This is a genomic window from Streptomyces anthophorae (assembly GCF_049310305.1).
Classification (GTDB): Bacteria; Actinomycetota; Actinomycetes; order Streptomycetales; family Streptomycetaceae; genus Streptomyces.
Genome location: NZ_JBLWQQ010000001.1, coordinates 7,377,501 through 7,395,673 on the forward strand (window position 1 = coordinate 7,377,501; position 18,173 = coordinate 7,395,673).

The following is an 18,173-nucleotide window of genomic DNA, read 5'->3' on the forward strand; positions in this document are numbered from 1 at the left end:
GAGGGAATGGTGAAAAGTACCGCGGGAGCGGAGTGAAATAGTACCTGAAACCGTGTGCCTACAAGCCGTGGGAGCGTCGCTGTATGTGCTTGCACATACAGTCGTGACTGCGTGCCTTTTGAAGAATGAGCCTGCGAGTTTGCGGTGTGTTGCGAGGTTAACCCGTGTGGGGAAGCCGTAGCGAAAGCGAGTCCGAACAGGGCGACATAGTAGCGCGCTCAAGACCCGAAGCGGAGTGATCTAGCCATGGGCAGGTTGAAGCGGAGGTAAGACTTCGTGGAGGACCGAACCCACCAGGGTTGAAAACCTGGGGGATGACCTGTGGTTAGGGGTGAAAGGCCAATCAAACTCCGTGATAGCTGGTTCTCCCCGAAATGCATTTAGGTGCAGCGTCGTGTGTTTCTTGCCGGAGGTAGAGCACTGGATAGGCGATGGGCCCTACCGGGTTACTGACCTTAGCCAAACTCCGAATGCCGGTAAGTGAGAGCACGGCAGTGAGACTGTGGGGGATAAGCTCCATGGTCGAGAGGGAAACAGCCCAGAGCATCGACTAAGGCCCCTAAGCGTACGCTAAGTGGGAAAGGATGTGGAGTCGCAGAGACAACCAGGAGGTTGGCTTAGAAGCAGCCACCCTTGAAAGAGTGCGTAATAGCTCACTGGTCAAGTGATTCCGCGCCGACAATGTAGCGGGGCTCAAGCGTACCGCCGAAGTCGTGTCATTGCAGCTATAGGGCCAACGCCCGCTGTGATGGGTAGGGGAGCGTCGTGTGCCGGGTGAAGCAGCACCGGAAGGTAGTTGTGGACGGTTCACGAGTGAGAATGCAGGCATGAGTAGCGATACACACGTGAGAAACGTGTGCGCCGATTGACTAAGGGTTCCTGGGTCAAGCTGATCTGCCCAGGGTAAGTCGGGACCTAAGGCGAGGCCGACAGGCGTAGTCGATGGATAACCGGTTGATATTCCGGTACCCGCTGTGACGCGAAAGACATCGAATCCAGTGATGCTAAGGCCGTGAAGCCGTTCCGGACCCTTCGGGGAATGGAAAGTGGTGGAGCCGCCGGCCCAAGCTGGTAGTAGGTGAGCGATGGGGTGACGCAGGAAGGTAGTCCAGCCCGGGCGATGGTAGTCCCGGGGTAAGGGTGTAGGGCGCTGTCCAGGTAAATCCGGACAGCTTGTGCCTGAGACCTGATGCCGAGCCGATTGTGGTGAAGTGGATGATCCTATGCTGTCGAGAAAAGCCTCTAGCGAGTTTCATGGCGGCCCGTACCCTAAACCGACTCAGGTGGTCAGGTAGAGAATACCGAGGCGTTCGGGTGAACTATGGTTAAGGAACTCGGCAAAATGCCCCCGTAACTTCGGGAGAAGGGGGGCCATTCCTGGTGATGAGTCTTGCACTCTGAGCTGGGGGTGGCCGCAGAGACCAGCGAGAAGCGACTGTTTACTAAAAACACAGGTCCGTGCGAAGCCGTAAGGCGATGTATACGGACTGACGCCTGCCCGGTGCTGGAACGTTAAGGGGACCGGTTAGTCACATTTCGGTGTGGCGAAGCTGAGAACTTAAGCGCCAGTAAACGGCGGTGGTAACTATAACCATCCTAAGGTAGCGAAATTCCTTGTCGGGTAAGTTCCGACCTGCACGAATGGCGTAACGACTTCTCGACTGTCTCAACCATAGGCCCGGTGAAATTGCACTACGAGTAAAGATGCTCGTTTCGCGCAGAAGGACGGAAAGACCCCGGGACCTTTACTACAGTTTGATATTGGTGTTCGGTTCGGCTTGTGTAGGATAGGTGGGAGACTGTGAAGCGGCCACGCCAGTGGTTGTGGAGTCGTCGTTGAAATACCACTCTGGTCGTGCTGGATGTCTAACCTGGGTCCGTGATCCGGATCAGGGACAGTGTCTGATGGGTAGTTTAACTGGGGCGGTTGCCTCCCAAAGGGTAACGGAGGCGCCCAAAGGTTCCCTCAGCCTGGTTGGTAATCAGGTGTTGAGTGTAAGTGCACAAGGGAGCTTGACTGTGAGACCGACGGGTCGAGCAGGGACGAAAGTCGGGACTAGTGATCCGGCGGTGGCTTGTGGAAGCGCCGTCGCTCAACGGATAAAAGGTACCCCGGGGATAACAGGCTGATCTTCCCCAAGAGTCCATATCGACGGGATGGTTTGGCACCTCGATGTCGGCTCGTCGCATCCTGGGGCTGGAGTCGGTCCCAAGGGTTGGGCTGTTCGCCCATTAAAGCGGTACGCGAGCTGGGTTTAGAACGTCGTGAGACAGTTCGGTCCCTATCCTCTGTGCGCGTAGGAATATTGAGAAGGGCTGTCCCTAGTACGAGAGGACCGGGACGGACGAACCTCTGGTGTGCCAGTTGTCCTGCCAAGGGCATGGCTGGTTGGCTACGTTCGGAAAGGATAACCGCTGAAAGCATCTAAGCGGGAAGCCTGCTTCGAGATGAGTATTCCCACCCCCTTTGAGGGGTTAAGGCTCCCAGTAGACGACTGGGTTGATAGGCCAGATCTGGAAGCACCGCAAGGTGTGGAGGTGACTGGTACTAATAGGCCGAGGGCTTGTCCTCAGTTGCTCGCGTCCACTGTGTTGGTTCTGAAACCACGAACAACCGTCGTAGCCATGTGCCACGGCTCCGGTTGACAGTTTCATAGTGTTTCGGTGGTCATAGCGTGAGGGAAACGCCCGGTTACATTCCGAACCCGGAAGCTAAGCCTCACAGCGCCGATGGTACTGCAGGGGGGACCCTGTGGGAGAGTAGGACGCCGCCGAACTCCTTTTAGAGAAAAGCCCGGGCCGGGATACGGTCCGGGCTTTTCTGCGTTTGTGGCGTTGCCGTGTGCAGCGCTATGACGCCCCCGTAGCTCAGGCCTCCCGACACTGAGGGTAAAGTCAGGGGGCATCGTTGGTTCGTTCCCCACAGGAGGCCCCCGGGTGGAGGTCCAGGAGACCCGTGTTCAGACGGACAGGGTCCTCACCATCCCGAACATCCTCAGCATGGCGCGTCTCGTCGGCGTGCCCCTCTTCCTGTGGCTCATCCTGCGCCCTGAGTTCGGGGGCCCCAAGAGTGACGGCTGGGCGCTGCTCGTGCTGGCCCTCAGCGGCATCAGCGACTATCTCGACGGGAAGCTCGCGCGGCGCTGGAATCAGATCAGCAGCCTCGGCCGGCTGCTCGACCCGGCAGCTGACCGACTCTACATTTTGTCCACGTTGGTGGGTTTGACCTGGCGTGACATTCTGCCCATTTGGTTGACCGCCGTACTTTTGGCGCGTGAACTGCTTCTTCTGGTGATGGTGGGGATCCTCAGGCGCCATGGCTATCCGCCGCCCCAGGTGAACTTCCTCGGGAAGGCCGCGACGTTCAACCTGATGTATGCGTTCCCCTTGCTGCTTCTCAGTGACGGAACGGGATGGATCCACGAACTCGCTGCTATTTTCGGATGGGCGTTCGCCGGATGGGGTACAACGCTGTACTGGTGGGCAGGGATCCTCTACGTGGTTCAAGTCCGCCGGCTTGTCCGGGCGGACTCCATGGCCGATTGAGCTCGCCATTGCGTGTTGGCAGAGGCCGGATGGCTCGTAGTGACAAGTGCGGGCCATTCCGGACGGGCGAAGTCGGCTAGACCGTCGTCTCTTCAAGGAGGACGCTTCCGACATGAAGGCCGTCGTGATGGCCGGAGGCGAAGGCACGCGCCTTCGCCCCATGACCTCGAGCATGCCCAAGCCGCTCCTGCCTGTGGCCAATCGGCCGATCATGGAGCATGTGCTCAGGTTGCTCAAGAGGCATGGGCTCAGCGAGACCGTGGTCACCGTGCAGTTCTTGGCTTCACTCGTCAGGAACTATTTCGGTGACGGCGAAGAGTTGGGTATGGAGCTCACCTATGCCAACGAGGAGAAGCCGCTCGGCACTGCCGGCAGCGTGAAAAACGCTGAGGAAGCGCTGAAGGACGACTCTTTTCTCGTCATCTCGGGTGATGCACTCACCGATTTCGACCTCACCGAGCTCATCGAATTCCACAAGGAAAAGGGTGCGCTCGTCACCGTCTGTCTGACGCGTGTGCCCAATCCGCTGGAATTCGGTATCACCATCGTCGACGAGGAAGGGAAGGTCGAGCGCTTCCTCGAGAAGCCGACCTGGGGGCAGGTCTTCTCCGACACGGTGAACACGGGCATCTATGTCATGGAGCCCGAGGTCTTCGACTACGTCGAGGCCGACACGTCAGTGGACTGGTCCGGTGATGTCTTCCCGCAGCTGATGAAGGAAGGCAAGCCCATCTACGGCTACGTCGCCGAGGGCTACTGGGAGGACGTCGGCACGCACGAGAGCTATGTGAAGGCCCAGGCCGACGTTCTCGAAGGCAAGGTCGACGTCGAGCTCGACGGGTTCGAGATCTCGCCCGGCGTGTGGGTGGCCGAAGGTGCGGAGGTGCACCCGGACGCCGTGCTGCGCGGACCGCTCTACATCGGCGACTACGCCAAGGTCGAAGCGGACGTGGAGATCCGCGAGCACACCGTCGTCGGCTCGAACGTCGTCGTGAAGAACGGAGCCTTCCTGCACAAGGCCGTCGTGCACGACAACGTCTACATCGGGCGGCACTGCAATCTGCGGGGCTGTGTCGTCGGCAAGAACACCGACATCATGCGGGCCGCGCGGATCGAGGACGGCGCCGTCATCGGCGACGAGTGCCTCGTCGGTGAGGAATCGATCGTCCAGGGCAATGTGCGGGTCTACCCGTTCAAGACCATCGAGGCCGGCGCCTTCGTCAACACGTCGGTGATCTGGGAGTCGCGCGGGCAGGCCCATCTGTTCGGGGCGAGGGGCGTCTCCGGGATCCTCAACGTCGAGATCACGCCGGAGCTCGCCGTGCGGCTGGCGGGTGCGTACGCGACGACGCTCAAGAAGGGGTCGACCGTCACGACCGCGCGTGACCACTCGCGTGGTGCGCGTGCGCTCAAGCGGGCCGTCATCTCCGCGCTCCAGGCCAGCGCCATCGACGTACGGGACCTGGAGAACGTGCCGCTGCCCGTGGCGCGGCAGCAGACGGCGCGGGGCAGCGCCGGCGGGATCATGATCCGGACGACGCCCGGGGTGCCGGACTCCGTCGACATCATGTTCTTCGACGAGCGCGGGGCCGATCTTTCGCAGGGCAGCCAGCGCAAGCTGGACCGGGTCTACGCGCGCCAGGAGTACCGCAGGGCGTTCCCCGGGGAGATCGGTGATCTGCACTTCCCGTCGAGCGTCTTCGACTCGTACACGGGGTCCCTGCTGCGGAACGTCGATACGACGGGCGTCGCGGAGGCCGGGCTGAAGGTCGTCGTCGACGCGTCGAACGGCAGTGCCGGGCTCGTGCTGCCCAGCCTTCTCGGGCGGCTCGGTGTCGACTCCCTGACGATCAATCCGGGGCTCGACGAGTCGCGGCCCACGGAGACCGCGGACGCCCGCAGGTCCGGGCTCGTACGGCTCGGGGAGATCGTGGCCTCGGCTCGGGCCGCGTTCGGCGTGCGGTTCGACCCGGTCGGTGAGCGGCTCTCGCTCGTCGACGAGAAGGGGCGGATCGTCGAGGACGACCGGGCGTTGCTCGTGATGCTGGATCTCGTCGCCGCGGAGCGCAGGAGCGGGCGGGTGGCACTGCCCGTCACCACGACCCGGATCGCCGAGCAGGTCGCGGCGTACCACGGGACGCAGGTCGAGTGGACGACCACGTCGCCCGACGACCTGACGCGGGTGGGGCGTGAGGACGGGACGATCTTCGGTGGGGACGGGCGGGCCGGGTTCATCATTCCCGAGTTCAGCAGCGTGTTCGACGGGGCCGCGGCCTTTGTGCGGCTCATCGGGCTCGTCGCCCGTACGCAGTTGACGCTGAGCCAGATCGACGCGCGGATTCCGCGGGCGCACGTGCTCAAGCGGGATCTTGCGACGCCGTGGGCCGTCAAGGGTCTCGTCATGCGCCGTGTCGTGGAGGAGGCGGGCGAGCGGTCCGTGGACACGACCGACGGGGTCCGGGTCGTGGAGGCCGACGGGCGTTGGGTGATGGTGCTGCCCGACCCGGCCGAGGCGGTCACCCACCTGTGGGCCGAGGGGCCTGACGACGCCTCCGCCCAGCAGCTGCTCGACGAGTGGTCGGCCGTCGTGGACAGCGCGGGACGCTGACCCGGATCCCTGCTGCTCGACGTCCATTTCGGGCGTCGGGCAGCAGGGCAGTGGGGTCGTTGGGTGCCAGTGCCCACGACGTGCGACGATGTGCGGCATGCCGCAGCAGCCCCCCAATCGGAGCACCCCAGAGCGCCCCTCGCGCCCCGACGCCTCCATGTCGCTGCTGACCAACGTCATGGATCACAGCCTGGACGACGGGTACGCGGAGGCCACCGCGCGCAAAGCGGCGCTGGGGCAGAGCGGTTTGCCGAGGACGTTGCGGGCGAAGCTGGGGCTCGCGGCGGGACTTGTGCTCGCCGCGCTGGTGGTGACGGTGGGCGCGGCGCAGGCCCGGGTCACCGCGCCGGTGGTGGCCAAGGAGCGCGAGGAGCTCATCGACCGCATCGACAAGGAGACCGAGTCCGCCGACGCGCTGGAGGGACAGGTCGACTCGCTGCGCGGGCGCGTGGGGGAGATGCAGCGCGAGGCGTTGAAGAAGCACGGTGGCGAGCAGGGGGAGTTGGCGGGGGTGCTCTCGGGCGCGGTCGCCGTGCACGGCCCCGGTGTGAAGCTCGTCGTCGACGACGCCAAGTCGGCCACCACGGGCGACGGGAGCGGGCCGCGCGAGAGCAACGGTTTCTCCGACACCGGCCGCGTACGCGACCGGGACATGCAGCGCGTCATGAACGGTCTCTGGCAGTCCGGCGCCGAGGCCATCAGCATCAACGGGCAGCGCCTCACCTCGCTGTCCGCGATCAGGGCCGCGGGTGACGCGATACTGGTCGACAACAAGCCGCTGGTGCCGCCGTACACGGTGCTCGCGGTAGGGGACGGGCAACGGCTGAGCACCCGGTTCCAGAACAGCCCCGACGGTCTCTACCTGCACGCGTTGCAGGAGAACTTCGGGGTCAGGACCAGCATTTCGGCTCAGGACGACATCAAGCTTCCTGCCGCACCCAGCGTGATCGTACGTACAGCACAGCCGAGAGCAGAGCAGAAGGGCACATCGTGATCGCCGTACTGGGCCTCGTCGTGGGAGTCGTGGTCGGTCTTTTCGTCCGGCCCGAGGTTCCGGCGGTCGTCGAGCCTTACCTTCCTATCGCCGTCGTCGCGGCGCTGGACGCGGTGTTCGGCGCGCTGCGCGCCATGCTGGACGGGATCTTCGACGACAAGGTGTTCGTCGTCTCGTTCCTGTCGAACGTCGTCGTGGCCGCGCTGATCGTCTTCCTGGGCGACAAGTTGGGCGTCGGTGCGCAGCTGTCGACCGGTGTCGTCGTGGTGCTCGGCATCCGCATCTTCTCCAACGCCGCCGCGATCCGGCGGCATGTGTTCCGGGCGTGAGGCCGATGAGCAACGAAGAGAACCCCGAGAACACGGCGAACACGGCGAACACCGAGAGCGCTGAGGGCGCCGAGAGCCGCAAGCCCGTGCAACCGGACGGCGAGGCCGAGCAGTTGCGCAAGGAGCTCCCTGCCGAGCTGCCCGCCGAGGTGCCGGCCACGAAGCCCGACACGGCGAAGGCGGAAGCGGAGCGCGAGCCCGCCCCGGAGCCCGAGGCCGTCGAACCGGAGCCGGTCGAGGCGGGGCGGGTCGAAGAGGATGCCGGGGAGCCGGAACTGACCGGTCGGCAGCGGCTCGTGAAGGGTCTGTGGCCGCCGCGTGCGTCGCGCGCCCAGCTCATCATGGCTGTGCTGCTGTTCGTCCTGGGGCTCGGACTCGCCATCCAGGTGCGGTCCACCAGCGACAACAGCGCCCTGCGCGGTGCGCGTCAGGAAGATCTCGTTCGCATTCTCGATGAACTGGACGATCGAACTCAGCGTCTTGAGGATGAGAAGCAAGGGCTCGTGGACCAGCGCACCGAGCTGGAGAACAGTTCGAACCAGGCCAACGAGGCCCGCAAGCAGACGGCCGAGAAGCAGAAGCAGCTCGGCATTCTGGCGGGCACGACGGCTGCGCAGGGCCCCGGGATCACCATGACCGTCACCGACACGAAGGGGGCCGTGGAGGCGGACATGCTGCTCGACGCGGTCCAGGAGCTGCGCGCCGCCGGCGCGGAGGCGATCCAGGTGAACGATGTCCGCGTCGTGGCCAACACGTATCTGACGGACGGCAGCGGAGGGAAGGGGATCAGCGTGGACGGGCACGAGATCAGCCGCCCCTACCGGTTCAAGGTCATCGGCAAGCCGCAGGACCTGGAACCGGCCCTGAACATCCCCGGGGGTGTGGTGCAGACGCTGGAGAAGGAGCAGGCCACGGTGGCCGTGAGCCGCTCGAACAAGATCGTCGTGGACGCCTTGCGATCCGCGCAACGGCCTGATTACGCTCGGTCGTCCTCGGAGTGAAGCCGGGGGTGCATGGTGGATACCGTGCGAGGGCATGACGTTGCGGGGGGTCGCCGCAGCAAGGGTGGTGCGCGTGGTGGAAACTGTTTGGCGGATACGGACGTTGTGAGGGTGTCCGTGTCAATGATGTACGCGATGTACGCCGATGTGTGCAGTCAGGGTTCGTCCTGCCCCACGGGCGGGTCTGTTTCGGTCAAGGGGAATCGCCCGTGAAGTTGTTTGCGAAGTTGTTCGGCAAGAGCGCACGCGAGGACGCCCGTCATCGCGCGCCGCGGCAAGGAGACACGCCGGAGACACAGGTGGGCGAGCGCCCCCTGTTCCGGGACCAGGTCGCCGGAGACAATTCGGGCGGACAGGGCGCGTCGTCTGTTGACCCTGCCGGTTCCGGCCGCATAGGTTTCGGGGAACCGTCAACCTCAAGTACGGGTGGAGAGTTCGGCATGTCGGCCCTGGTATGTACGAGGTGCGGAAACCGGAACGCGGAGAACAGCCGGTTCTGCTCCAACTGCGGTGCGCCGCTGCGCGGCGGCGCTGCCCCGGAGGGGCCGTCAGAGACGACGTCCACGATCTCCATCTCCGGCCTCGAGTCCTACGACCCGGAGGCGACGGGCCAGACACAGCTCCCGGCCCTCTCGCCCGAGGCGCAGGCGGCGGTCGACGCGCTGCCGCTGGGCTCGGCACTCCTGGTGGTGCGGCGCGGTCCGAACTCGGGCAGCCGCTTCCTCCTGGACGGCGAGCTCACCACCGCGGGACGCCACCCGCAGGGCGACATCTTCCTGGACGACGTGACCGTGTCGCGCCGCCACGTGGAGTTCCGTCGCCTGCCGGACGGCTCGTTCACCGTCTCCGACGTCGGCAGCCTCAACGGCACATATGTGAACCGTGAGCGCATCGACTCGGTGACGCTGAACAACGGGGACGAGGTGCAGATCGGCAAGTACCGGCTGGTGTTCTACGCGAGCCAGCGCGGTATCTGAACCGTCCGCGACCCTCAGGAAGGTCCATGCTGCACACGACGAGTGGCGGTGCCCCAGGGGGCACCGCCACCACGGACAGTCGGCTGATGAGCATCGGCACCGTACTGAACGTGCTCCGAGAAGAGTTTCCCGAAGTCACCATCTCCAAGATCAGGTTCCTGGAGTCCGAGGGACTGGTCGAACCCCGGCGCACGCCGTCGGGCTACCGGAAGTTCAGCCCGGACGACGTCGAGCGGCTCGCCCATGTCCTGCGCATGCAGCGGGACCACTACCTGCCGCTGAAGGTCATCAAGGAGCAGCTGGACGCCCTGGAGCCGGGCGAGAGCCTGACCGTGCCCGCGCCGGGACGCCCCGGCGACGCGGAGGACGGTGCCGACGTGCCGACGGCCGCGCGGGTCGGCCGGGACGAATTGCTGGCCGCCGTAGGCGTCGAGGAGCACGAGCTCGACGAATGGGAGTCGTACGGGCTCCTCACCCCCCTGCCCGACGGTGGCTACGACGCCTCGGCCGTGTCGGTCGCCGAGCTCATCGGCGAGCTGGCCCGGTTCGGGATCGGGCCGCGGCACCTGCGGGTCATGCGGGCGGCCGCGGACCGGGAGGCGGGCCTCGTGGACCAGGTGGTGGCCCCGCTGAAGGTGCACCGCAATCCGCAGACGCGGGCCCATGCCGAGGCCCGCGCCAAGGAGCTGGCCGGCCTCACCGTAAAGCTGCACTCGGCACTTGTGCAGACCGCGCTCGGGGTGCGTCTGCCCTGATCGTGGGCGCGGGTGAACACCGATGGCCCGGTCCTCGGTGAGTGCCCGACTACCCAAACCGGCCGGGCACGTCCTAGGGTTGCTGTGTGAACGAGCTCGACGTCGTAGGTGTCCGGGTCGAAATGCCCTCCAACCAGCCGATCGTGCTCCTGCGTGAAGTGGGAGGCGACCGGTACCTCCCCATCTGGATCGGACCGGGGGAGGCGACCGCGATCGCCTTTGCCCAGCAGGGCATGGCGCCCGCGCGTCCGCTGACGCACGACCTTTTCAAGGATGTCCTTGAGGCGGTCGGCCAGGAGCTCACGGAAGTGCGCATCACGGACCTGCGCGAAGGCGTCTTCTACGCGGAGCTGGTGTTCGCGAGCGGGGTCGAGGTCAGCGCCCGCCCGTCGGACGCCATAGCCCTGGCGCTGCGCACCGGTACGCCGATCTTCGGCAGTGACGGGGTCCTGGATGACGCGGGGATCGCGATCCCCGACGAGCAGGAGGACGAGGTGGAGAAGTTCCGCGAGTTCCTCGACCAGATCTCTCCCGAGGACTTCGGCACCAACAGTCAGTGACCGCACAGCCGACGGCCGTGGCCCGGCCGTCGAGCGGCGGCGCCCTCAAGACATTCGGCTAGCCTTTCCCGGCGGTGGGTCACGGGAAACCACTCTTAGGGTGATTATCACTCGGCGTGCCTAGTGTGGCGTTCGTTGACGCACCCCCTGTGACTGCCTACCGTCGACAAGGCAGGTCAATGAGGAGGTCGGCGTGAGAAGCAGCGGCGACGGTACGGCGACGGGCGGTCCGTACCTTCCCCCGAGCTCTCGAATGAGCTCGAGCAGGGGGTACCCCCTCCACGGCGGCGCGGCCGATCACCCTCCGCAGCGCCCGCAGGCCGTGCCTGTGGTGGCGGGGGAGAGCGGCTCGGCCGCTTCCGAGCAGCTGGGATACCGGGGGCCGACGGCATGTGCGGCGGCCGGCATCACCTACCGGCAGCTCGACTACTGGGCCAGGACCGGCCTTGTGGAACCCAGTGTGCGCTCCGCGTACGGATCGGGGACCCAGCGGCTCTACAGCTTCCGGGACGTCGTCGTCCTCAAGGTCGTCAAGCGGTTCCTGGACACGGGCGTCTCGTTGCAGAACATCCGGACGGCCGTGCAGCACCTGCGCGCGAGCGGCTTCCGTGACCTGGAGCGGATGACGCTGATGAGCGACGGCGCGACGGTCTACGAGTGCACGTCGCCGGACGAGGTGCACGACCTGCTCCAGGGCGGCCAGGGAGTCTTCGGGATCGCCGTGGGCGTGGTCTGGCGGGATGTGGAGGCCGCGCTCTCGCAGCTGCACGGCGAGCGCGTGGACACCGGCGAGACGATCGTGCCGCCGAACCCGACCGACGAGCTCGCGAGGCGGCGGGGCAGGGCCGTGTGAGGTCCGTACAGCCGCGTTGTCAGTGGCGTAGGGCAGCATCAGTGATGTGAGAACCGCGCCCACGATCCTGCATCTCGACATGGATGCCTTCTACGCCTCTGCTGAGCAGGCGGCGAAGCCGAGCCTGCGCGGGAAAGCGGTCGTCGTGGGCGGGCTCGGCCCGCGTGGTGTGGTGGCCACGGCTTCGTACGAGGCGCGGAAGTTCGGGGTGCACTCGGCGATGCCGATGGGGCAGGCGCGCAGGCTCGCCCCGCATGCCGCCTATCTGGTGCCGCGCTTCCGGCTCTACCGGGAGATCAGCGAGCAGGTGATGGGGCTTCTCGGCGCCCTTTCGCCGCTCGTGGAGCCGCTGAGCCTGGACGAGGCGTTCGTGGATCTGGAGGCCGGTGAGGCGGCCTGGGACGCCGCTTCCGCCGAGGCCGTGGGGCGGCGGCTGCGGGCCGACATCCGGCGCGTGACCGGTCTTACCGGGTCGGTGGGGCTCGCCGCGTCCAAGATGCTCGCGAAGATCGGCTCGGAGGAGGCCAAGCCGGACGGGCTCGTGCTCATACGCCCCGGTACCGAGCGCGCGCTGCTCGGGCCGCGGTCCGTGCGGATCCTGCCGGGCGTCGGGCCCGCGACGGCGGATCATCTGCGGCGGGCCGGGATCCTGACCGTGGAGGAGATCGCGGGGGCCGGTGAGGACGAGCTGGTGCGGCTCCTCGGGAAAGCGCACGGCAGCCATCTGTACGAGATGGCCCTGGCCCGCGACGAGCGGCCGGTCGTGGCCGAGCGGGACTCCAAGTCCGTATCGGTCGAGGACACGTACGACGTGGACATCCATGACCGGGTGCAGGTCAGGATGGAGGTGCGCAGGCTCGCCGGGCGGTGCGTGGAGCGGCTGAGAGCGGCCGAGCGCTCGGGGCGGACCGTGGTGCTCAAGGTGCGGCGCTACGACTTCTCGACGCTGACGCGCTCAGAGACGCTGCGGGGACCGACGGACGATCCCGGGGTGGTGCGGGAGGCCGCGGCGCGGTTGCTGGAGAGCGTGGACACGACCGGTGGCGTGCGGTTGCTGGGCGTCGGGGTCAGCGGGCTCGCCGACTTCACGCAGGAGGACCTGTTCGCACAGTTCGCCGCCGCGGAGGAGGAGGCTGCCGCCGCCGAGGAGCTGGAGGGGGAGGCAGGGTCGGTCGAGCCGGTGGAGGCGGCCGAGCCCGAGCCGACGCCCGTGGAGCGGAAGTGGCTGGCCGGGCACGATGTGCGGCATGCGGAGTTCGGGTCCGGGTGGGTGCAGGGGAGCGGGCTCGGGCGGGTGACCGTGCGGTTCGAGACGCCGTACGCGGTGGTGCCGGGGCGGGTGCGGACGTTCCGGGTCGACGACCCGGAGCTGGAGCCGGCGGACCCGCTGCCGCTCGTCGAGAGAGCCGAAAGAGCCGGGGCCTTCGAAGCGGCCGAAGAAGCCGAGGCCTTCGAAGCCGCCGAAGAGGCCGGGGATCAGGTCGTCTCGTCCTCCGCGCCCGCGACCTTGCCGAACGTGACGTCGGGCGACTGAGGCGCCGTGATGTCAAGACCGTAGTGGTCGTAGAGCTGGAGCTCCTGCTCAGGGGAGAGATGGCGGCCCACGCCGAAGTCGGGGGCGTCCTTGATCAGGGAGCGCTCGAAGGGCACGTGCAGCGTGCCGTCCGTGAAGTCGCTCGGTTCGAGCGGGACGAAGGCATCGCGGCTGAACAGGCCCGTTCGTATCGCGGCCCACTCCGGCACACCCGTGGCATCGTCCAGATACACCTCGTCGATGGTGCCGATCTTGGCCCCGTTGCGGTCGAACGCCTTGCGGCCGATCAGGTTGCGCGGATCGACATCGGTCTGCACGGGCCCTCCAACTGATCGCGATGATCGCAACTCGTCTGTAAGGACTACGAAAGAGCACATTACGTAAGGCGGCCACTCGGGGGCTCCGGCCAAGTAGCCGCTGGTAGGCTGGCAAATGGCTGCTGACCCCGTGCGGGAGAGTCCTCCGACAGTCGTCGGAAGGCGCCGAAGGAGCAAATCCTCCCCGGAATCTCTCAGGCCCACGTACCGCACGGACGAGGTCACTCTGGAAAGCAGGGCGGGGTGCACGGTTTCCGCTCTCACCGACGGTGCAAGCCGGTGTGTTCCGTGTTTTCGCGGGGTGGGCCGGTGAAGCTCTCAGGTTGAGATGACAGAGGGGGAGGCCGTCCGGGTACCCGCGCCGTGGTGCCCCTCGTAGGTCGCAATGACCAGGAGGCCTCCGCAATGACCGCCAATCGTATTCCGCTCTCCCAGCTGGAGCGAGGAATCCCCTTCGAGCAGCGCCACATCGGCCCCGATGAGGCCGCTCAGGCCAAGATGCTCGCGCAGGTCGGCTACGGCTCGCTGGACGAGCTGACCGCGGCCGCGGTGCCCGATGTGATCAAGAGCGCCGAGGCGCTCGACCTTCCGGCCGCACGCAGCGAGGCCGAGGTGCTCGCCGAGCTGAAGTCCCTTGCAGAGCGCAACCAGGTGCTCGGCTCGATGATCGGCCTCGGCTACTACGGGACGTTCACGCCGCCCGTCATCCTGCGCAACGTCATGGAGAACCCGTCCTGGTACACGGCGTACACGCCGTACCAGCCGGAGATCTCGCAGGGCCGCCTGGAGGCGCTGCTCAACTTCCAGACCATGGTCGCCGAGCTGACCGGCCTGCCCACCTCGGGCTCCTCGCTGCTCGACGAGGGCACCGCCGCCGCCGAGGCGATGGCCCTGTCGCGCCGCGTCGGCAAGGTCAAGAACGGCGTGTACGTCGTCGACGCCGACGCCCTGCCGCAGACCATCGCCGTGATCCAGACCCGCGCCGAGCCGACCGGTGTCGAGATCGTCGTCGCCGACCTGAGCGAGGGCATTCCGGCCGAGGTCGCCGAGCGCGGGGTCGTCGGCGTGCTCGTGCAGTACCCGGGCGCCTCCGGCGTCGTGCGGGACATCAAGCCCGTGATCGACCAGGCGCACGAGCTGGGCGCCATCGTCACCGTCGCCGCCGATCTTCTTGCGCTGACGCTGCTGACCTCGCCCGGTGAGCTGGGCGCGGACATCGCCGTCGGTACGACGCAGCGCTTCGGTGTCCCGATGGGCTTCGGCGGTCCGCACGCCGGCTACATGGCCGTGCGTGAGAAGTTCGCGCGCTCGCTGCCGGGCCGACTGGTGGGTGTCTCCGTCGACGCCGACGGCAACAAGGCGTACCGCCTCGCCCTTCAGACCCGTGAGCAGCACATCCGCCGCGAGAAGGCGACCAGCAACATCTGCACCGCGCAGGTGCTGCTCGCCGTCATGGCCGGCATGTACGCCGTCTACCACGGTCCCGAGGGGCTCAAGTCCATCGCGCGGCGCACCCACCGCTACGCCACCCTGCTCGCCGCGGGGCTCACGGCGGGCGGCGTCGAGGTCGTGCACGGCGCGTACTTCGACACCCTCACCGTGCGGGTGCCGGGCAAGGCCGCCTCGGTCGTCTCCGCCGCGCGCGAGGGCGGCGTCAACCTGCACCTCGTGGACGCCGACCATGTCTCGGTCGCCTGCGACGAGACGACCACGCGGGACCAACTGGGCGCCGTGTGGACCGCGTTCGGCGTCGACGCCGACATCGAGGCGCTGGACGCCGAGGTCGAGGACACACTGCCGGGCGGGCTGCTGCGCGAGGACGAGTACCTGACGCACCCCGTCTTCCACCAGTACCGCTCCGAGACGGCGATGCTGCGCTACCTGCGCATGCTCGCCGACCGCGACTACGCCCTTGACCGCGGCATGATCCCGCTGGGCTCCTGCACGATGAAGCTCAACGCGACGACGGAGATGGAGCCGGTCACCTGGCCCGAGTTCGGCCAGCTGCACCCCTTCGCCCCCGCCGAGCAGGCGCAGGGCTACCTGACGCTCATCCGTGAGCTGGAGGAGCGGCTCGCCGAGGTCACCGGCTACGACAAGGTGTCGCTCCAGCCGAACGCCGGCTCGCAGGGCGAGCTCGCCGGTCTGCTCGCCGTCCGCGGCTACCACCGCGCCAACGGCGACGAGCAGCGCACCGTCTGCCTCATCCCGTCCTCCGCGCACGGCACGAACGCCGCGAGTGCCGTGATGGCCGGCATGAAGGTCGTCGTCGTGAAGACCGCCGACGACGGCGAGGTCGACATCGAGGACCTGCGCGCCAAGATCGAGCAGTACGCCGAGCAGCTCGCCGTCCTGATGATCACGTACCCGTCGACGCACGGTGTCTTCGAGGAGCACGTCGCCGACATCTGCGCGGCGGTGCACGACGCCGGCGGCCAGGTCTACGTCGACGGCGCCAACCTCAACGCCCTGGTGGGCCTCGCCAAGCCGGGCCGCTTCGGCGGCGACGTCTCGCACCTGAACCTGCACAAGACGTTCTGCATCCCGCACGGCGGCGGCGGTCCGGGCGTCGGCCCGGTGGGCGTGCGCGAGCACCTCGCGCCGTACCTGCCGAACCACCCGCTGCAACCCGCCGCCGGTCCTGAGACGGGTGTCGGCCCGATCTCCGCGGCGCCGTGGGGCTCGGCCGGAATCCTGCCGATCTCCTGGGCGTACGTGCGGCTCATGGGCGGCGAGGGGCTCAAGCGGGCCACGCAGGTGGCCGTGCTCTCCGCGAACTACATCGCCAAGCGGCTCGAGCCGCACTTCCCGGTGCTCTACAACGGTCCGGGCGGGCTCGTCGCCCACGAGTGCATCGTGGACCTGCGCCCGATCAGCAAGGCGACGGGCGTGAGCATCGACGACATCGCCAAGCGGCTCATCGACTACGGGTTCCACGCGCCGACCATGTCGTTCCCGGTCGCCGGGACGCTGATGATCGAGCCGACCGAGAGCGAGGGCATCGAGGAGCTCGACCGGTTCTGCGACGCGATGATCGCGATTCGCGGCGAGGTCGAGCGGGTCGCCTCCGGCGAGTGGCCGGCGGACGACAACCCGCTGCGGAACGCTCCGCACACCGCCGGGATGCTCGGCGGCGAGTGGGAGCACGCGTACAGCCGGGAAGAAGGTGTCTTCCCGGCCGGGGTGGTCGCTTCGGACAAGTACTGGCCGCCGGTGCGGCGTATCGACCAGGCGTTCGGCGACCGGAACCTGGTGTGTTCCTGCCCGCCGCTCGACGCCTACGAGGGCTGATCCACTCGGGGCTGTGCGTCCGCCGTCCGGTCGCGCAGCCCCGCTCGGTCGGGCCCTAGGCCGCCGTCACCACCGTGCCCAGTGGGCGGTGCGGGGCGATGATCCTGCCGCTCGGCAGCAGCTCGCCGGTGTCCTCGAAGAGCAGGACCCCGTTGCAGAGGAGACTCCATCCCTGTTCGGGGTGGTGAGCCACAGGGAGTGCGGCTTCCCTGTCCTCGGATTCCGCTGTCGGGCAGGCTGGCTGGTGCTGGCACATGGATGGGATCTTTCGCTGCGAAGTGATCTCGATGACGTGGGCTGTGCTTGCTGTACTGGCGGTGCTGGTGCTGTCTGTCGTGCCGCGGCTTGAAGGCTTGTTCATGGCCGCCCCCCGATTTCGTGAGTACCGGAACCCAGTGTTGCCCTGCGGGCGTCAATCCGCAGGGATTTCCTTGCAGCGGTCCTTATGGGTGTCAGACGCATCACCCGTGCGGACGGTTCAGTCCAACTCGACTCTCCCTTCGGGTGGTTAGGAGTGGTCGGTACGGGCTAGTCCGCTCGGGCAGGGCTGTGCCCCGCGACCGGACGGCGAACGGTGCGGGGCACAGGGTGTGCGGCAGGGGTCGTCGGCGGGCCCCCGGTCGTTCAGGCGAGCAGGCCGGCCGTGGCAGGGGCCGGCGTCGGCGTCAGTCGGTGGGTGAGGACCGGCAGGAGCTCGGCCACCCGGTGCGGACGGTGCGGGGCGATGCCGGGCGGGGCGGGAGCCAGCGGGACGAGGATGTCGTCGGCCGCGGGCTGGCCGCTCGCCGGGTCGGCGGTGTGCTCGCCGTGCAGCCACAGCGTGAGCATGTAGAGCTCGGGAACCGAGAGCAGCCGTGGCTGGTAGGCCTGGGGCAGCGACTCCGCCTGGCGCAGGGCCCGTTCGGTGGACCTGATGTAAGGGCCCTCGAAGAAGTGCGAGAAGGCCCAGCCGTCCGGCGTGAGCATGGTGTCGGCGGCCGCCACCGCGCGCTCCCCGCAGCGGATCATGAAACGCCAGCCGGTCAGGCGGGCCCTGGACGGCCCGGTCGTCTCGGTGATGTGGTCCAACACATGGAGGGGCAGCGGGAGTTCGGGGGTGGCGGGCCCCTGGGCGGCGCGCAGGGACGGGGTGCGTGCCTCGCGGACGGCGGTGGGGGAACCGAGGGCCGTGAGAACGCTGCGCAGGGCGGGCGCGGGAGCCGGTGGGACGTGCAGCGGCATGGTGGGTCGCCTCTCATTCGACAGGCATGTGATGCGAGGGCGGTGCGGGACGAGCGGACGGCGCTGTCTGCTGCGGGTGCACAGGGGTACACGGGCCAGAGGGGGCGGGGGTCCGGTCCGGGCCCGGGCCGCGGGCGCCAACTCTCTGCCTCGCCAGCGGAGTTTATACGATGCGTGTTCACAGGAT

General features: G+C 67.2%; 14 protein-coding genes, 2 rRNA genes and 1 riboswitch (1 of these 17 only partly in view). Of the genes, 13 read left to right on the top strand and 3 right to left on the bottom strand.

What is annotated here, in order from left to right:
• The 12 genes from ACNYS0_RS33505 to ACNYS0_RS33560 all read left to right on the top strand — a co-directional run.
• Positions 1 to 2,572 (top strand): 23S ribosomal RNA (locus tag ACNYS0_RS33505) (it extends 551 nt beyond the left edge of the window).
• Between the two features lie 88 nt (positions 2,573 to 2,660).
• A 5S ribosomal RNA gene (gene rrf, locus ACNYS0_RS33510) occupies positions 2,661 to 2,777 on the top strand.
• 160 nt (positions 2,778 to 2,937) lie between these two features.
• Positions 2,938 to 3,546, top strand: coding sequence for a cardiolipin synthase ClsA (clsA, locus tag ACNYS0_RS33515; RefSeq protein WP_385768954.1), 609 nt, complete (start codon positions 2,938 to 2,940; stop codon positions 3,544 to 3,546).
• Positions 3,547 to 3,658: 112 nt separating this feature from the next.
• The gene (locus ACNYS0_RS33520; RefSeq protein WP_422478983.1) at positions 3,659 to 6,154 is read left to right on the top strand and encodes a sugar phosphate nucleotidyltransferase; all 2,496 of its coding nucleotides are present in this window, start codon (positions 3,659 to 3,661) and stop codon (positions 6,152 to 6,154) included.
• Between the two features lie 88 nt (positions 6,155 to 6,242).
• Positions 6,243 to 7,148, top strand: a complete 906-nt coding sequence (locus tag ACNYS0_RS33525) for a DUF881 domain-containing protein (RefSeq protein ID WP_422406019.1) — start codon at positions 6,243 to 6,245, stop codon at positions 7,146 to 7,148.
• Complete coding sequence (locus ACNYS0_RS33530) at positions 7,145 to 7,477, top strand: small basic family protein (RefSeq protein WP_266722032.1); 333 nt, start codon at positions 7,145 to 7,147, stop codon at positions 7,475 to 7,477. The genes ACNYS0_RS33525 and ACNYS0_RS33530 overlap by 4 nt, the downstream gene beginning before the upstream one ends.
• Before the next feature lie 5 nt (positions 7,478 to 7,482).
• On the top strand, positions 7,483 to 8,478 hold the full coding sequence (locus tag ACNYS0_RS33535; protein ID WP_422478985.1) for a DUF881 domain-containing protein: 996 nt from the start codon (positions 7,483 to 7,485) through the stop codon (positions 8,476 to 8,478).
• 83 nt (positions 8,479 to 8,561) lie between these two features.
• Positions 8,562 to 9,455 (top strand): FHA domain-containing protein, encoded by an 894-nt coding sequence (locus ACNYS0_RS33540; RefSeq protein WP_422482847.1) that lies wholly within the window; start codon positions 8,562 to 8,564, stop codon positions 9,453 to 9,455.
• A 26-nt stretch (positions 9,456 to 9,481) separates the two neighbouring features.
• Positions 9,482 to 10,210, top strand: a complete 729-nt coding sequence (gene ftsR / locus ACNYS0_RS33545) for a transcriptional regulator FtsR (protein ID WP_385768948.1) — start codon at positions 9,482 to 9,484, stop codon at positions 10,208 to 10,210.
• 86 nt (positions 10,211 to 10,296) lie between these two features.
• The gene (locus ACNYS0_RS33550; protein WP_005475662.1) at positions 10,297 to 10,770 is read left to right on the top strand and encodes a bifunctional nuclease family protein; all 474 of its coding nucleotides are present in this window, start codon (positions 10,297 to 10,299) and stop codon (positions 10,768 to 10,770) included.
• Between the two features lie 193 nt (positions 10,771 to 10,963).
• Positions 10,964 to 11,623, top strand: a complete 660-nt coding sequence (locus tag ACNYS0_RS33555; RefSeq protein WP_422478988.1) for a MerR family transcriptional regulator — start codon at positions 10,964 to 10,966, stop codon at positions 11,621 to 11,623.
• Between the two features lie 46 nt (positions 11,624 to 11,669).
• A complete protein-coding gene (locus ACNYS0_RS33560; protein ID WP_422478990.1) occupies positions 11,670 to 13,157 on the top strand; it encodes a DNA polymerase IV in 1,488 nt (495 codons plus the stop codon).
• On the opposite strand, the gene ACNYS0_RS33565 is transcribed toward ACNYS0_RS33560, so the two are convergent.
• The gene (locus ACNYS0_RS33565; protein ID WP_422478992.1) at positions 13,100 to 13,474 is read right to left on the bottom strand and encodes a PRC-barrel domain-containing protein; all 375 of its coding nucleotides are present in this window, start codon (positions 13,472 to 13,474) and stop codon (positions 13,100 to 13,102) included. The two genes, ACNYS0_RS33560 and ACNYS0_RS33565, sit on opposite strands and share 58 nt — an antisense overlap.
• 123 nt (positions 13,475 to 13,597) lie before the next feature.
• A riboswitch (glycine riboswitch) is annotated at positions 13,598 to 13,694 on the top strand.
• 185 nt (positions 13,695 to 13,879) lie between these two features.
• Here ACNYS0_RS33565 and gcvP point away from each other — a divergent pair.
• Positions 13,880 to 16,765, top strand: coding sequence for an aminomethyl-transferring glycine dehydrogenase (gcvP, locus tag ACNYS0_RS33570; RefSeq protein ID WP_422478994.1), 2,886 nt, complete (start codon positions 13,880 to 13,882; stop codon positions 16,763 to 16,765).
• Between the two features lie 55 nt (positions 16,766 to 16,820).
• On the opposite strand, the gene ACNYS0_RS33575 is transcribed toward gcvP, so the two are convergent.
• The gene (locus ACNYS0_RS33575) at positions 16,821 to 17,021 is read right to left on the bottom strand and encodes a DUF5999 family protein (protein ID WP_326023112.1); all 201 of its coding nucleotides are present in this window, start codon (positions 17,019 to 17,021) and stop codon (positions 16,821 to 16,823) included.
• 368 nt (positions 17,022 to 17,389) lie between these two features.
• On the bottom strand, positions 17,390 to 17,986 hold the full coding sequence (locus tag ACNYS0_RS33580) for a hypothetical protein (protein ID WP_422478996.1): 597 nt from the start codon (positions 17,984 to 17,986) through the stop codon (positions 17,390 to 17,392).
• Between the last annotated feature and the right edge of the window lie 187 nt (positions 17,987 to 18,173).

Coding starts and splice junctions, on each gene's coding strand:
- ACNYS0_RS33520 (WP_422478983.1), top strand. CDS start 3,659: ATGAAGGCCGTCGTGATGGCCGGAGGCGAAGGCACGCGCCTTCGCCCC.
- ACNYS0_RS33525 (WP_422406019.1), top strand. CDS start 6,243: ATGTGCGGCATGCCGCAGCAGCCCCCCAATCGGAGCACCCCAGAGCGC.
- ACNYS0_RS33535 (WP_422478985.1), top strand. CDS start 7,483: ATGAGCAACGAAGAGAACCCCGAGAACACGGCGAACACGGCGAACACC.
- ftsR (WP_385768948.1), top strand. CDS start 9,482: ATGCTGCACACGACGAGTGGCGGTGCCCCAGGGGGCACCGCCACCACG.
- gcvP (WP_422478994.1), top strand. CDS start 13,880: ATGACCGCCAATCGTATTCCGCTCTCCCAGCTGGAGCGAGGAATCCCC.
- ACNYS0_RS33575 (WP_326023112.1), bottom strand. CDS start 17,021: ATGTGCCAGCACCAGCCAGCCTGCCCGACAGCGGAATCCGAGGACAGG.
- ACNYS0_RS33580 (WP_422478996.1), bottom strand. CDS start 17,986: ATGCCGCTGCACGTCCCACCGGCTCCCGCGCCCGCCCTGCGCAGCGTT.